This window comes from Actinoplanes sp. NPDC026619, from assembly GCF_040638295.1.
GTDB lineage: Bacteria > Actinomycetota > Actinomycetes > Mycobacteriales > Micromonosporaceae > Actinoplanes.
In genome coordinates this window covers 847,760-862,928 of record NZ_JBEZYA010000001.1, presented here as the reverse complement: position 1 = coordinate 862,928, position 15,169 = coordinate 847,760, and the positions used below count along the sequence as shown (strand labels likewise).

Annotated in this window: 14 protein-coding genes; 9 read left to right on the top strand and 5 right to left on the bottom strand. The window is 69.2% G+C overall.

Translation table 11 applies throughout. The features are described from left to right. The first annotated feature begins 27 nt into the window (after positions 1–27). The 6 genes from whiA to AB0E90_RS04105 all read left to right on the top strand — a co-directional run bounded on the left by whiA (position 28) and on the right by AB0E90_RS04105 (position 5,440). On the top strand, positions 28–1,008 hold the full coding sequence (whiA, locus tag AB0E90_RS04130) for a DNA-binding protein WhiA (RefSeq protein ID WP_203821919.1): 981 nt from the start codon (positions 28–30) through the stop codon (positions 1,006–1,008). Positions 1,009–1,627: 619 nt separating this feature from the next. After that, on the top strand, positions 1,628–2,623 hold the full coding sequence (gene gap, locus AB0E90_RS04125; RefSeq protein ID WP_360398798.1) for a type I glyceraldehyde-3-phosphate dehydrogenase: 996 nt from the start codon (positions 1,628–1,630) through the stop codon (positions 2,621–2,623). A gap of 6 nt (positions 2,624–2,629) precedes the next feature. Beyond that, positions 2,630–3,826, top strand: a complete 1,197-nt coding sequence (locus tag AB0E90_RS04120) for a phosphoglycerate kinase (RefSeq protein WP_360398795.1) — start codon at positions 2,630–2,632, stop codon at positions 3,824–3,826. Positions 3,827–3,830: 4 nt separating this feature from the next. Beyond that, positions 3,831–4,625: a triose-phosphate isomerase gene (gene tpiA, locus AB0E90_RS04115; RefSeq protein WP_360398792.1), complete on the top strand. Its 795-nt coding sequence runs from the start codon at positions 3,831–3,833 to the stop codon at positions 4,623–4,625. An 88-nt stretch (positions 4,626–4,713) separates the two neighbouring features. Then, positions 4,714–4,971, top strand: a complete 258-nt coding sequence (gene secG, locus AB0E90_RS04110) for a preprotein translocase subunit SecG (protein WP_360398789.1) — start codon at positions 4,714–4,716, stop codon at positions 4,969–4,971. Positions 4,972–5,098: 127 nt separating this feature from the next. After that, positions 5,099–5,440: an RNA polymerase-binding protein RbpA gene (locus tag AB0E90_RS04105; protein ID WP_360398786.1), complete on the top strand. Its 342-nt coding sequence runs from the start codon at positions 5,099–5,101 to the stop codon at positions 5,438–5,440. 32 nt (positions 5,441–5,472) lie between these two features. On the opposite strand, the gene pgl is transcribed toward AB0E90_RS04105, so the two are convergent. From pgl to tkt, 5 genes are all read right to left on the bottom strand, one after another. Continuing rightward, positions 5,473–6,198: a 6-phosphogluconolactonase gene (gene pgl, locus AB0E90_RS04100; RefSeq protein WP_360398783.1), complete on the bottom strand. Its 726-nt coding sequence runs from the start codon at positions 6,196–6,198 to the stop codon at positions 5,473–5,475. 64 nt (positions 6,199–6,262) lie between these two features. Continuing rightward, complete coding sequence (locus tag AB0E90_RS04095; RefSeq protein ID WP_360398780.1) at positions 6,263–7,285, bottom strand: glucose-6-phosphate dehydrogenase assembly protein OpcA; 1,023 nt, start codon at positions 7,283–7,285, stop codon at positions 6,263–6,265. Between the two features lie 16 nt (positions 7,286–7,301). Next, complete coding sequence (zwf, locus tag AB0E90_RS04090; protein ID WP_360398777.1) at positions 7,302–8,819, bottom strand: glucose-6-phosphate dehydrogenase; 1,518 nt, start codon at positions 8,817–8,819, stop codon at positions 7,302–7,304. 74 nt (positions 8,820–8,893) lie between these two features. Continuing rightward, the gene (tal, locus tag AB0E90_RS04085; RefSeq protein ID WP_360398774.1) at positions 8,894–10,030 is read right to left on the bottom strand and encodes a transaldolase; all 1,137 of its coding nucleotides are present in this window, start codon (positions 10,028–10,030) and stop codon (positions 8,894–8,896) included. Positions 10,031–10,041: 11 nt separating this feature from the next. Continuing rightward, complete coding sequence (gene tkt / locus AB0E90_RS04080; protein ID WP_360399459.1) at positions 10,042–12,096, bottom strand: transketolase; 2,055 nt, start codon at positions 12,094–12,096, stop codon at positions 10,042–10,044. 328 nt (positions 12,097–12,424) lie between these two features. Here tkt and AB0E90_RS04075 point away from each other — a divergent pair, with 328 nt between their 5' ends. The 3 genes from AB0E90_RS04075 (at position 12,425) to AB0E90_RS04065 (ending at position 14,754) form a co-directional block, all read left to right on the top strand. Beyond that, positions 12,425–13,369 (top strand): heme o synthase, encoded by a 945-nt coding sequence (locus AB0E90_RS04075; protein ID WP_360398771.1) that lies wholly within the window; start codon positions 12,425–12,427, stop codon positions 13,367–13,369. A 183-nt stretch (positions 13,370–13,552) separates the two neighbouring features. Then, positions 13,553–13,846: a hypothetical protein gene (locus AB0E90_RS04070; protein WP_360398768.1), complete on the top strand. Its 294-nt coding sequence runs from the start codon at positions 13,553–13,555 to the stop codon at positions 13,844–13,846. After that, on the top strand, positions 13,810–14,754 hold the full coding sequence (locus AB0E90_RS04065) for a hypothetical protein (RefSeq protein WP_360398765.1): 945 nt from the start codon (positions 13,810–13,812) through the stop codon (positions 14,752–14,754). Before AB0E90_RS04070 ends, AB0E90_RS04065 begins: the two co-directional genes overlap by 37 nt. Positions 14,755–15,169 lie beyond the last annotated feature (415 nt).

Genomic DNA, 15,169 nt, shown 5'->3' with positions numbered 1-15,169 from the left:
TCCGGCGCATGAGGTGACATACACACGATGGCTATGACGGCAGCGGTGAAGGATGAGCTGAGCCGGGTCGACGTGCCCAAGCCCTGCTGTCGCCGGGCGGAGATGGCGGCGCTGCTGCGTTTCGCCGGCGGGCTGCACATCGTGTCCGGCCGGGTGGTGGTCGAGGCGGAGCTGGACACCGGCGCCGTGGCCCGCCGCCTGCGCCGGGAGATCGCCGACGTCTACGGCTATCCGAGCGAGGTGCACGTTCTCGCCTCCGGCGGCCTGCGCAAGGGCAGCCACTACATCGTCCGCATCGTCAAGGACGGCGAGGCCCTGGCCCGCCAGACCGGCCTGCTCGACGTGCGTGGCCGCCCGGTCCGCGGCCTCCCGCCGCACGTGGTCTCGGCCAACGTCTGCTGCGCCGTCGCGGCCTGGCGGGGCGCGTTCATGGCGCACGGCTCGCTCACCGAGCCCGGCCGCTCCAGCGCCCTCGAGATCACCTGCCCCGGCCCGGAGGCGGCGCTCGCCCTGCGCGGCGCGGCCCGGCGGATCGGCATCACCGCCAAGGAGCGCGAGGTCCGCGGCGTCGACCGGGTGGTGATCAAGGACGGCGACGCGATCGCCGCGCTGCTCACCCGCATCGGCGCGCACTCCAGCGTGCTGGCCTGGGAGGAGCGCCGGGTCCGCCGCGAGGTCCGGGCGACCGCGAACCGGCTGGCCAACTTCGACGACGCCAACCTGCGCCGCTCGGCCCGCGCCGCGGTGGCGGCGGCCGCACGGGTCACCCGCGCCCTGGAGATCCTCGCCGACGAGGCCCCCAACCACCTGACCAGCGCGGGCCGCCTGCGTCTGGAGCACCGCCAGGCCTCGCTGGAGGAACTGGGCGCGCTCGCCGACCCGCCACTGACCAAGGACGCGATCGCCGGCCGCATCCGCCGCCTGCTCGCCCTGGCTGACAAGAGGGCCCGCGACCTGGGCATCCCCGACACCGAAGCGGCCGTCACCCCCGAAATGATGGCGTGTTGATCATCACTGGCGATCAGATCAAGACCACCGGCGAGCGCTTGGTCGTCCTGCTCACGCTTTCTTAGCAGTACGCGTCAGCACTTGTACCCGGCTGCACAGCGCGGCCTGACCGCGAGGCCAGGCCGCAGCGCGACTCTCGCGTGAGGCGATCGGTCACCGGAGCGCGAAGCGCCCCTCCGCGCTTCGCGTGGACGCCGCACCGCGGCAGGCCGCTGAAGGCCCGCGGTGATCGCGTTACGTGACGCCACACGCGAAAGGCGCGTTGCGGCCGTGAGGGGCCGCGTAGGTCGCGTGGATAACCGGGGACCTGCCGTTATCCGTACTGTAAAAGGGTTTTGAACGAAGTTCGGAAAGAGGACCTTGGTCACTCCCCGGTAACCCACCCGGCCTCTCGGCTGGCGGGTGGCTCGGATAGGGTCGTAACGACGGCGACGGTGCCGGCAGTGCGGCCGGCCGCGCTGTGACGCCGCCAGTTCGGTGCGGCGCATTCCCTCCCTGGGTCGCTCTGTGGGGAGCGCGGCGGCCGGACGCCCCTACGCCGATTGCTCAAGCACTTCGGCGTGCAGAGACCCTCCGCCGGTCGACGAAACCCGGCGGACCGAAACGAGGAGATCCACCTGTGACCATCCGGGTTGGCATCAACGGCTTCGGCCGAATCGGACGTAACTTCTTCCGCGCGGTTCTCGCCTCCGGCGCGGACATCCAGATCGTCGGCGTGAACGACCTGACCGACAACGCCACGCTGGCGCACCTGCTCAAGTACGACTCGATCCTCGGCCGCCTCGGCCACGAGGTGAAAGCCACCGCCGACGAGATCACCGTCGGTGGCAACACCTTCAAGGCGTTCGCCGAGCGCGACCCGGCCAACCTGCACTGGGGCGATGTCGGCGCGGACGTCGTCATCGAGTCGACCGGCTTCTTCACCGACGCCGCCAAGGCCAAGGCGCACGTCGACAACGGCGCGAAGAAGGTCATCATCTCGGCGCCGGCCAAGAACGAAGACATCACCATCGTGATGGGCGTCAACGACAACCTGTACGACGGTGCGAAGCACACGATCATCTCGAACGCTTCCTGCACCACGAACTGCCTCGCGCCGATGGCGAAGGTGCTCAACGACACGATCGGCATCGAGCGTGGCCTGATGACCACGATCCACGCCTACACCCAGGACCAGAACCTGCAGGACGGCCCGCACAAGGACCTGCGCCGCGCCCGCGCCGCCGCCCTGAACATCGTGCCGACCTCGACCGGCGCCGCGAAGGCCGTCAGCCTGGTGCTGCCGGAGCTCAAGGGCAAGCTGGACGGCTTCGCGCTGCGGGTGCCGATCCCCACCGGCTCGGCCACCGACCTGACCTTCACCGCCTCCAAGGAGACCTCGGTCGACGAGGTCAACCAGGCGATCAAGGCGGCCGCGGACGGCCCGCTCAAGGGCATCCTGGTCTACACCGAGGACCCGATCGTGTCGTCGGACATCGTCACCGACCCGGCCTCGTGCATCTTCGACGCCGGCCTCACCAAGGTGATCGGCAACCAGGTCAAGGTCGTCGGCTGGTACGACAACGAGTGGGGCTACTCGAACCGCCTCGTCGACCTGGTCAAGCTGGTCGGCTGACCTTCGATGAAGACTCTCGACGACCTGCTCGGCGAGGGTGTCTCGGGTCGGCGCGTGCTCGTGCGCGCCGACCTGAACGTCCCGTTCGACAAGGCCAGCCCTGGCGTCATCAGCGACGACGGCCGCGCCCGTGCGGTGCTGCCGACGCTGGTGGCCCTGCGTGACGCGGGTGCCCGCGTCATCGTGATGTCGCACCTCGGCCGCCCGAAGGGCGCGCCGGACCCGAAGTACACCCTCGCTCCCGTGGCCACGCGCCTGGGTGAGCTCCTTGCGTCCCCGGTGATCTTCGCTTCCGACACCGTCGGTTCCGATGCGTCGGAGAAGGTCGCGGCGTTGACGGACGGCCAGGTGCTCCTGCTGGAGAACCTCCGTTTCAACGAGGGCGAGACCGCGAAGGACGACGCCGCGCGTGCGGCCTTCGCGGCGCAGCTGGCCTCTTTTGCCGATTTCTACGTCGATGACGCTTTTGGTGCGGTGCACCGCAAGCACGCTTCGGTGTACGACGTACCTTCGCTGCTCCCGCACTACGCCGGTGGTCTCGTCCTGAAAGAGGTCGAGGTCCTTCGTCGCGTCTCCGAGAGCCCCGAGCAGCCGTACGTGGTCGTGCTCGGTGGCTCGAAGGTCTCCGACAAGCTCGCCGTGATCAAGGCGCTGCTGCCGAAGGTCGACAAGCTGCTCGTCGGCGGCGGCATGTGCTTCACGTTCCTGAAGGCTCAGGGGCACGAGGTCGGCAAGTCGCTGCTCGAGGCCGAGATGATCTCCACCTGCGCCGCCCTGCTGGAAGAGGCCGCGGGCCGGATCGTGCTGCCGGTGGACATCGTGGCTGCCTCGGAGTTCTCGGCCGACGCGGCTTTTGACACCGTGGCTGTTTCCGACATTCCGGCTGATCGGCTCGGACTGGACATCGGCCCCGAATCGGTCGCCCTGTTCGCCGAGACGATCTCGTCCGCGAAGACTGTCTTCTGGAACGGCCCGATGGGCGTTTTCGAGCTGGCGCCGTTCGCGGCCGGCACCCGGGGCGTCGCCGAGGCCATCACCAAGATCGACGGATTCTCCGTGGTCGGCGGTGGCGACTCGGCCGCGGCCGTGCGTACCCTCGGCCTCGACGAATCCGCGTTCGGGCACATCTCCACCGGTGGAGGCGCCTCCCTGGAATACCTCGAGGGCAAGAAGCTGCCCGGCGTCGAAGCCCTGGAGAAGTGAGATCATGACCGACCCGACCCCCCGCCGCCCGATCGTGGCCGGCAACTGGAAGATGAACCTCAACCATTTCGAGGCCATCCTCCTGGTGCAGAAGCTGGCCGCGAGCCTCAACGAGAAGCAGCTGGCCGACGTGGAAGTCGTCGTGCTGCCGCCGTTCACCGATCTGCGCAGCGTGCAGACCGCGATCGAGGGCGACAAGCTGCACATCGAGTTCGGCGCGCAGGACATCTCCCAGCACTCCAGCGGCGCGTACACCGGGGAGATCTCCGGTTCGATGCTCGCGAAGCTGGGCGTCTCCTACGTGCTGGCCGGTCACTCCGAGCGCCGTGAGTACCACGACGAGGACGACGCGCTGGTCAACGCGAAGGTGAAGGCGGCCTTCGCGAACGAGATCACGCCGATCCTGTGCGTGGGCGAGGGCCTGGTGACCCGCGAGGAGGGCACGCACGTCGCGCACTGCACCAACCAGGTGCTGGCCGGCTTGACCGGGCTGAAGCCCGAGCAGGTCAAGTCGGTCGTCGTCGCGTACGAGCCGGTCTGGGCGATCGGCACCGGCAAGACCGCGACCCCGGACGACGCCCAGGAGGTCTGCAAGGCCCTCCGCGCGGCGATCGCCGAGAAGTACGGCGCCGAGGTCGGCGAGGCCGTGCGCATCCAGTACGGCGGCTCGGTCAAGGCGGCCAACATCGCCTCGATCATGGCACAGCCGGACGTGGACGGCGTGCTGGTCGGTGGCGCCTCGCTGGCGGCGGACGAGTTCGTCTCCATCGCGCGCTACCAGGAGCACGTGGCTCGCTGAAACAGCCTGTGTGCCCGGTCGCCGAGTGCGGCCGGGCACCGGCTATTCTGGGGGCGCTGTCTGTCCTTCGAGAGGAATGACCCCGATCATGCCGATGTGGTTCGCGTACACGATGATCGTGTTGCTCGTGCTCACCAGCCTTGTGCTGACCCTGCTGATCCTGCTGCACCGCGGCAAGGGCGGCGGCATGTCGAGCATGTTCGGCGGTGGCGTCACCTCCAGCCTGGCCGGTTCCTCGGTGGCGGAGAAGAACCTCGACCGCTACACCGTGCTCGTGGGCATCGTCTGGTTCGCTTGCATCGTCGGTCTGGGACTCTGGCTGCGCCTGGCCCTGCCTGCTTCCTGACCGTCATATTTGGTCGTAGAATCTGCCGCGCGTCCGGTTCAGCCGGGCGCGTGGTGTTTTTAGAGGCTTCATTACGGCCATGTTTCTGGCCCATTGACATACAGCCCTCGAGACAGGAGTGACGTCCGTGTCCAGTGGCAGTGCGATCCGCGGCAGCCGTGTCGGGTCCAGCCCGATGCGACCCGACGAGCGCAGCGAGCCCGCCCCGCGACGGGAAGTGACCTACTTCTGCGCCGCCGGCCACGCGAGTGAGATCAAGTTCTCGGCCGAGGCGCCCGCGCCCGACACGTGGGACTGCCCGCGTTGCGGACAGCCGGCGGGCCTCGACGGGGAGAACCCGCCCGGCCGCCTGCGCGCAGAGCCGTACAAGTCGCATCTGGCGTACGTCAAGGAGCGCCGCAGCGACGAGGACGGCGCCAAGATCCTCGCCGAGGCGCTGGCCAAGGTTCGCCAGCGCCGCGGCGAATAGCAAGCGGCGAACAGCAGGCGGCGAACAGCCGGCTAGGGCCGGGCCGCCACGTCCGCGGCGGCGGCCCGGTCGAGCAGCCAGTAGGTCCGGCCGACGCCGGTCGCGTGCGCGGCCGGCTTGGCCTTGTCGCCGTTGAGGGCGGCGCCGACCGAGGTGGTCTTGTCCGCCCCGGCCGCGATCAGCCACACCTCGTCGGCGGTCTGGATCGTCGGCATGGTCAGCGTGACCCGGTTGGGCGGCGGCTTCGGGCTGTTGTGCACGGCTGCCGTCGTCGTGCTGGTCTCGTTCAGGACCGGGTGGTCGGGGAAGAGCGACGCCACGTGCCCGTCCTCGCCGACGCCCAGCATCAGCACGTCGAAGACCGGCACCGGGTCACCCAGCTCCGCGGCGTAGGCCGCGGCCGCCGCCTCCACGCCCTGCCCGTCGTCGGCCGGCATCGCGTGCACCTTCGCCGGGTCCAGCGGCAGGCTGTCGAGCAACGCGGCGCGGGCCTGCGTCTCGTTGCGCTCGCCGTCCCCGGGCGGCAGGAACCGCTCGTCGCCCCACCACAGATCCACGTGTGACCAGTCGATCGCGGCCGCGGCCGGCAGGTCCTTGACGGTCTCCAGGACCTTCTTGGCGATCCGGCCGCCGGTCAGCACGACGCTCGCCGTGCCGCGGTCCGCCTGCGCGTCCACGATCTTCGCGACCAGGCGGGACGCCACGGTGGCGGCCAGGACGTCGGCGTCCGGTACCACCACGACCAGGGTCTTGCTCACGTGCTCCTCCTAAGGGGAAGGGCCGCCCACCATGATGGCGGGCGGCCCTGCTTCGTTTCCGTGGTCAGGCGGCGGTTCCGCCCGGTCCGGCCATCGCGCCGGCCTCCTCGGGCTCGCCCGCGCGGGCGGCGAGAGCCGGGTCCTTCCAGACGTGCACCCGCATCGGGGGCCGGTGGTCGAGCCCGGTGGCGCCGCCCATGGCGCCCAGAGCCTCCGAGTAGATCTGGTCGGCGTCGAGCCGGCGCAGCTCCTCGGCCAGTTCGTCACCGACCGGCCGCTTCGGCAGCGGCATGTAACGGTCTTCCTGGCCGGTGCGGCTGAACAGCGCGGTGTTCTCCTCGCGGGTCACCCGCACGCAGTCGCCGTTGGCGCATTCCAGCTCGACCGAGTGCATCCGCGGGGAGCGGTCGGAGGCCTCCAGCTTCGGCACGATGCCGAGGCGCGACTGCAGCCAGCCCTTCATCAGCCAGGCGGTCGGGTCTTTCTCCGGCGCGACGATGGTGGCGCCGGTGACCCGCTCGTCGGTGGTGTCGAACGCGCCGGCCACCAGGGTGCGCCACAGCGTGATCCGGGTCCAGGTGAGGTCGGTGTCGCCGGGGGCGTAGTCGACGGCCCGCTGGCGCAGCGCGGCCACCGGGTCGGGCGACTGTGCGCAGTCGGTGATGCGGCGGTCCGCAACGACGCCGAGGAAGTCGTTGGCGATCGTGTCCGGCGGCTCCTGGTGCCACCAGGTGACCACCGGGACGTCCGGGGCGAGCAGCGGCATGACGACCGACTCGGCGTGCAGCGCAAGACGACCGTACATCCGCATGACGACCGCCTCGGCCGGGCCGAGGCGGCCACCGACGACGATCTCGGCGTCGAGGCGGCTGCGGCCCTCCAGGTCGGAGCGGACCACGATCAGCAGGCGGCAGGGGTGCGCGGCGGCCGCGATGGTCGCGGCGGCCTCGGCCTCGCGCACCTTCTTCTCCTCGACGACCGCGACCAGGGTCAGGGCGAGGCCGGAGGCGACGCCACCGGCGCTGCGCCGCTCGGCGGCGAGGGCCTTGATGACCTCGTTGCCGTTGGTGTCCCACAAGCCGATCACTTCGTTCCCCTAACCATTAGGCACGCCGCCAGGCGCGACCCTCGCGGGCCAGCATCTCGTCGGACGCGCGCGGGCCCCACTCGCCGGAACGGTAGGGCTCCGGCTTGGTGCCCGCCCAGGCCTCCTCCAGCGGGTCGATGACCTGCCAGCTCTGCTCGATCTCGGCGGCGTCCGGGAACAGGGTCCGGTCGCCGACCAGCACGTCCAGCACCAGCCGCTCGTACGCCTCGGGGCTGGACTCGGTGAACGCCTCGCCGTACTGGAAGTCCATCGCGATGTCGCGGACCTCCATCGTGGTCCCCGGCACCTTGGAACCGAACTTGAGCACCACGCCCTCGTCCGGCTGGACCCGCAGGACCAGCTGGTTGTTGCCCAGCATCTCCACGTCGGCCGGGTCGAACGGCAGGTGCGGCGCGCGCTTGAAGAGGATCGCGATCTCGGTGACCCGGCGTGGCATGCGCTTGCCGACGCGTACGTAGAACGGGACCTCGGCCCAGCGGCGGTTCTGAATTCCCAGGCGGACCGCCGCATACGTCTCGGTCGTGGAGTCGGCCGGGATGTTCTTCTCCTCGAGGTAGCCCACGGCGCGCTCGCCGGCCACCCAGCCCGGCAGGTATTGCCCGCGGACGGAACCCGTGGCGACGTCCTTCGGGATCGCGATCGCCTTCAGGACCTTGAGCTTCTCCGCGCGTACGTCATTGGGGTCGAAGCTCGTCGGTTCTTCCATGGCCACCAGCGCGAGCAGTTGGAGCAGGTGGTTCTGCAGGACGTCGCGGGCGGCGCCGGACGCGTCGTAGAACGCGGCGCGGCTGCCGATGCCGACGTCCTCGGCCATGGTGATCTGCACGCTGTCGACGTATTTCGAGTTCCACACCGGCTCGAACAGGCTGTTTGCGAAGCGCAGCGCCAGGATGTTCTGGACCGTCTCCTTGCCCAGGTAATGGTCGATCCGGTAGACGTCCTGCGGGGTGAAGACCTCGTCGACGAGCTGGTTCAGCGAGATCGCGCTGGCCAGGTCGTTGCCGAACGGCTTCTCCACGACGACGCGGCGCCAGCCACCGGACTTGGCGTTGTCGGCCATCCCGGTGCGGGCCAGCTGGTTGAGCACCAGCGGGAAGGCAGCCGGCGGGATGGAGAAGTAGAAGGCGGCGTTGCCCGGGATGCCGTTGCGCTGACGCAGATCGTCGAGCGTCTCGGCCAGGTGGTCGAAGGCGGCGTCGTCGTCGAACGAGCCGGGCACGAACTGGAACTGGCTGGCGAGTCGCTGCCAGACGTCCTCACGCCACGGGGTCCGGGCGCCCTTCTTCGCCGCCTCCATCGCCAGGGACTCGAAGTCGCCGTCACCCCAGTCGCGGCGGGCGAAGCCCAGCACCACGAAACCGGGCGGCAGGAGACCGCGGTTGGCCAGGTCGTAGACGGCCGGGATGAGCTTCTTTCGAGACAGGTCACCGGTGACTCCGAAGATCACCAGAGCGCAGGGCTCCGGGATGCGCGGGAGCCTGCGGTCCTGTGCGGTACGCAGCGGATTGCCCACGTGGTCCATCCTGCCAGTTATCGGTGTCCTACGCCGGAAGTACGCCGGGGCCCGTAGGCCCCGGCGCATGAAAACTAAGCCGCGTCGCTGGGGCTGTCGGAGCCCTTGGCCGCCGCCTTCAGCGACTTGGTGACGCCGTCGAGCAGTTCCTTCCAGCTGACCTCGAACTTGTCGACGCCCTCGTCCTCGAGGACCTTCACGACGTCGTTGAAGTCGATGCCCACGCCGGCCAGGTCGGTCATGACCTTCTTGGCGTCGTCGAACGCGCCGGAGACGGTGTCGCCGCGGGTGTCGCCGTGGTCCTCGTACGCGAAGATCACCGACTCGGGCATGGTGTTGACCGTCCCGGGGGCGATCAGCTCCTCGACGTAGATCGTGTCCTTGAACTCGGGGCTCTTGGTCGAGGTCGAGGCCCACAGCGGACGCTGCGGGTGCGCGCCGGCGCCCGCGAGGGTCTTCCACCGGTCGGTGCCGAACACCTCGGTGTACGCCTCGTACGCCAGCTGGGCGTTGGCGATGGCAGCCTTGCCCTTGAGCGACTTGGCCTCGTCGCTGCCGATCTTGTCGAGCCGCTTGTCCACCTCGGTGTCCACGCGGGAGACGAAGAACGACGCCACCGAACCGATCTTGGACAGGTCGTGGCCGTTGAGTTTGGCCTGCTCGAGGCCGGCCAGGAACGCCTCCATGACCGCGCGGTAGCGGTCCAGCGAGAAGATCAGCGTCACGTTCACGCTGATCCCGGCGGCCAGGGTCGCCGTGATCGCCGGCAGGCCCGCGAGGGTCGCCGGGATCTTGATGTACAGGTTCTCCCGGTCGACGAGCCACCAGAGCGTCTTGGCCTCGGCCACGGTGCTCTCGGTCTCGTGCGCCTTGCGCGGGTCGACCTCGATCGACACGCGGCCGTCGACGCCCTTGGACGCGTCGTACGCCGGGCGCATGACGTCACACGCGGCCCGCACGTCCTTGGCGGTCATCAGGCGCACGGCCTCTTCGACCGTGACCCCCTGCGCGGCGAGGTCCTTGAGCTGGTCGTCGTAGGCGTCCGCGTCGGACAGCGCCTTCTGGAAGATGCTCGGGTTCGTGGTCACGCCGACCACATGCTGGTCGACGCGCAGCTTCTCCAGCGAACCAGTGGTCAGGCGGACGCGGGAGAGATCGTCGAGCCAGACCGCCACACCTTGGGCGGAGAGCTCGGCAAGCCGGTCGGTCATCGCTTACTCCCTCAGTTTCCGGTCTTGTGACCGGTGATCTCGCCGACCTTGGCCAGGGCGGCGTTGGCCTTTGCCACCACGTTGTCCGCGGTGAAACCGAACTGCTCGAAAAGGATCTTGGCGGGCGCGCTGGCGCCGTAGTGCTCGATGCTGACCGGCTCGCCCGCATCTCCAAGGATGCGGTCCCAGCTCATCCGGATGCCAGCCTCGACGGTGACGCGCGCCTTGACGCCACGTGGCAGGACTTCTTCCTGGTATGCCCGGTCCTGCTCGTAGAACCACTCCTGGCAGGGCATCGACACGACCCGGGTCGGGGTGCCCTCGGCCTCCAGGCGCTCCTGCGCGGTGAGGCAGAGCTGCACCTCGGAGCCGGTGCCGATGAGGATCACGCTGGGCTGGCCGCCGGTCGCCTCGGAGAGGATGTAACCGCCCTTGAGGGTGCCCTCGGCCGACGCGTACTTGCTGCGGTCGACGGTCGGCAGGTTCTGCCGGGACAGCGCGAGCGCGGTCGGCCGGTCGATGTGCTCGAGCGCGCCGCGCCAGGCCCAGGCGGTCTCATTGGCGTCGGCCGGGCGGACCACGTCGAGGCCGACGATGGCGCGCAGCGCGGAGACCGTCTCGATCGGCTGGTGCGTCGGGCCGTCCTCGCCGAGGCCGATCGAGTCGTGCGTCCACACGTAGACGACCGGCAGCTTCATCAGCGCCGACAGCCGCACGGCGCCGCGCATGTAGTCGCTGAACACCAGGAACGTGCCGCCGTACGGGCGGGTGCCGCCGTGCACGGTGATGCCGTTGAGGATCGAGCCCATGCCGTGCTCGCGGATGCCGAAGTGCAGCGTGCGGCCGAACTCGTTGCCGGGGAACGCCTTGGTGGCGTACTCCGCCGGGATGAACGAAGGCTCGCCCTTCATCGTGGTGTTGTTGCTCTCGGCCAGGTCGGCCGAGCCGCCCCACAGCTCGGGCAGCACCGGGGCGAGCGCGTCGAGCACCTTGCCGGACGCGGCCCGGGTGGCGATGCCCTTCTCGTCAGCCGGGAAGACCGGGACGGCGTCGAACCAGCCGTCCGGCAGCTCACGGGCCTCGACCCGGTCGAACAGCTTCTTGCCCTCGGCGTTGCCCTTGGCCCAGGCGTCGAACGAGGTCTGCCACTCGGCGTGCGCCGCCCGGCCGCGCTCGGCGGCGCCGCGGGCGTGCTCGAGGACCTTGTCGTCGACCGCGAACGACTCGTTCGGGTCCCAGCCGAGGGCCGTCTTGGTCGCGGCGACCTCGTCGGCGCCCAGCGCGGAGCCGTGGATCTTACCGGTGTTCTGCTTGTTCGGGGCGGGCCAGCCGATGATCGTCTTGAGGACGATGAAGGTCGGCTTGTCGGCCACCTTCTGGCCGTCGAGGATCGCCTTGTACAGGGCCTCGACGTCCTCGTGGTAGTCGCCCTTGTCCGGGTCGCCCTTGCGCCAGTCGACGTGCCGCACGTCCCAGCCGTAGGCGGCGTAGCGCGCGCCGACGTCCTCGTTCTTGGCGATGCGGGTGTCGTCCTCGATGGAGATCTCGTTGTCGTCGTAGATCAACGTGAGGTTGCCGAGCTTCTGCACGCCGGCGATGGCGCTCGACTCGTGGCTGACGCCCTCTTCGATGTCGCCGTCCGAGCACATTGCGTACACGTTGTGATCGAACACTGAGTTACCGGCGTCGGTGGCCGGGTCGAACAGGCCGCGCTCGCGGCGGGCGGCCATCGCCATGCCCACCGCGTTGCCGATGCCCTGCCCGAGCGGGCCGGTGGTGATCTCGACGCCCGGCGTGTGGCCGAACTCCGGGTGGCCCGGGGTCAGCGAGTCCCACTGGCGCAGGTGCTTCAGATCATCCAGCGACAGGCTGTAGCCGGAGAGGTAGAGCTGAATGTAGAGGGTGAGGCTGGAGTGCCCACAGGAGAGCACGAAGCGGTCGCGGCCGGCCCAGTGCGGATCGGTGGGGTCGTGCCGCATGACGCGGTTGAACAGCAGGTACGCGGCCGGCGCGAGGCTCATAGCGGTACCGGGATGACCGTTGCCGGATTTCTCGACGGCGTCCATGGCCAGCACCCGGACGGTGTCCACCGCTTTGCGGTCGAGGTCGGACCAATTGAGAGCAGGATCTTTGGCAGCCACGTCGGTTGTGCTCCTCGGGGCATGGATTAGGAACCCTTTTGAGGTTGACCCTATCCACTTGCCGTAAACCCGCGCCCGGGGAACGCCTGAGGCCCATACGCTGAGAGCGGACAGGTCATGTGTGACCACTTGCACCGCCGCCGGGTCGCCGGAGCAGCGCATTCGGCTGCGCGTAGTCTGTCCCAGCGTGCCGCCGGGCTGCCCCGGCAACGGTCGTGAGTTGGCTAGTGCCGATGCCGGAAGGTGGCAGTCCGTGAGCATGATCACCGAGCGTCCCATCACCGGACGGGCGCCCGGCGTCAAGGAACGCCAGCCGGTTTCGGAAAAAAGGCCGATCGCTGTCCTGCGCGCCTACCTGGCTCTGACCAAGCCGCAGATCGTCGAGCTGCTTCTGGTCACCGCGGTGCCCACCCTGATGCTCGCCTCCGGCGGCTGGCCCGACCTGCGCACGCTGGCCGTCGTGCTGGTCGGCGGGGCTCTGGCCGGTGGTGCGGCCAGCGCGCTGAACTGCTACATCGACCGCGACATCGACGAGCTGATGCGGCGCACCAAGCGGCGCCCGCTGCCCGCACACAGCGTGACTCCGCGGGCCGTGCTGATCTTCGGCCTGACGCTCGCGGTGATCTCCGTGGCCCTGATGGCGGTGTTCAGCAACTGGCTCGCGACCGCGCTGACCGCGGGCGCCATCTTCTACTACGACGTCATCTACACGCTGTGGCTCAAGCGCCGCACGCCCGCCAACACGTTCTGGGGCGGCATCTGCGGAGCGGCCCCGGTGATCATCGGATGGGCCGCGGTGACCGGCACGGTGGCGCCGATGGGATGGGCGCTTTTCGCGATTGTCTTCTTTTGGCAGATGCCGCACTTCTATGCGCTCGCCATCAAGTACAAGGACGATTACGCCCGCGCCGGCATCCCGATGCTGCCGGTGGTGCGCTCGATGGGCCGGGTGAACTTCGAGATCGCGCTCTACACAGTCCTCACTGTGGTCGCTTCGCTGGCCGCCTGGCCGCTCGGCCTGGGCCCGGTCTACGGCGTTACCGCGATCATCACCGGCGCCTGCTTCCTGGGCGAGGCGTTCCTGCTCGTTCAGCGCACCCGCAAGGGCCGGCCGGCGAAGCCGATGCGCCTGTTCCACTGGTCCATCACGTACCTGACAATTCTCTTCATCGCCGTCGCGGTGGATGCGCTCGTCTGACCGTTTTGCCGGTTTTTGAGGTAACGGTTTGTCATCCCATCGATGGAAACCTGTTGATGCGGACAATTCGGGCGCAATTGGTCCATACCAATGAGTCCAGCAGGTAAACGTCCTGGTTATTGTCGTCACAAAATGCCACAGGCAGTGCTTGCTCTCCCAGCAAACGTGCTTAGGCTGCCCGTCATGGCTCAAGGTTCCGATACGACACTGACCGCTGGGATCAAGTCCTTCGCCGCCGGTCACGGCGGCGCGAAGGCGGTCATCGAGTACGTCGGCAAGCGTGGTGCCCGCATCGTCCTCGTCGGCCAGGACGGCGAGTGGTCCGACCAGTTCGCCGATGGCACCGACATTGCCCGCCAGGCGTGTGAGAACGCCGGCGTCGAGATCGAGAACGAGTGGGAGCGCGAACTCATGGATCAGATGCGCCCCAGCAACGACCTGTGGCGCTCGATGTCGCGCCGGAGCATGGCCCGCTGATCTTGTCCTCGCTCACTTCTACCCAGGCGACCCGGGAGCACTCCCGGGTCGCTCTCGTTACCTGCAGTCTCCTTCCGTCCCTCTGGGACGACGACATCCCGCTGCGCGACGCCCTCACCGCCCGCGGCGCCCAGGTCGACATCGTCCGCTGGGACGATTCCACGGCCGACTGGCCGGCCTACGCCGCGACCGTCCTGCGTTCCCCCTGGGACTACGTGGCCCGCCACGACGAGTTCGTCGCCTGGGCCCGATCGGTGCCCCGCCTGCACAATCCGGCCGCGGTAGTCGAGTGGAACACCGACAAGCGCTACCTGCACGAGCTCGCAGCCGCGGGCGCGCCGGTGACCCCCACGGCCTATGTGGGCCCGGGGGAGCTCTGGAGTCCACCGTCCAGCGGCGAGTGGGTGGTGAAGCCGACGATCAGCGCCGGAAGCCAGGACACCGGCCGCTACGCGCTGCCGTCCCAACTGGCGCTGGCCGAGGCCCATGTGGCCAGACTGACGACGGCCGGCCGCACCGCGATGATCCAGCCGTACCTGTCCGCCGTGGACACCGCCGGCGAGACCGCCCTGATGTTCTTCCCCGACGCCACCGGCAGCCTCACCTTCAGCCACGCGGCACGCAAGGGCCCCATGCTCACCGGCCCCGACGAAGGCAAGATCGACCCCGGCAGCGAGGACATCACCACCCGCACCCCGTCCCCCGCCGAGCTGCAGGCGGCCGAGCGCGTCCTGTCGGCCATCCCCGAACGCCTCCGCGACCTGCTCTACGCCCGCGTAGACCTGATCCCCGGCCCCGACGGAACCCCGCTGCTGGTGGAACTGGAGCTGACCGAGCCCTCGCTCTTCCTGCGCCAGTCCCCCGAAGCGGCCCCCCGCCTGGCCGAGGCGATCCTCTCCCGCCTCTAAATTCCACCCCCGCAGCAGTACGAGGCGAGCACCGCCCCACCCCCATCCAGGCCGCCCCCGCCACCCAGCGCGACCATGTGCCACCCCAGGCCGCAGCGCGCCCCTCGCGCGCCTGCCCACCCGCCCCGCGCTCGCCCGCAGCGGCACCCGCCCAGGTCTTCAGGATCGCGGGTTGGCCGCACAGCGGAGGGCCGGCTCTCCCGATCTTGGGCAGTTAGCGCGCCGCTGGAGCACGAGGTCTCCAAGATCGCGGGTTGGCCGCATAGCGGAGGGCCGGCTCTCCCGATCTTGGGCAGTTAGCGCGCCGCCCGAGCATCAAGTCTCCAAGATCGCGGGTTGGCCGCACAGCGGAGGGCCGGCTCTCCCGATCTTGGGCAGTTAGCGCGCCGCCCGAGCATCAAGTCTCCAAGATCGC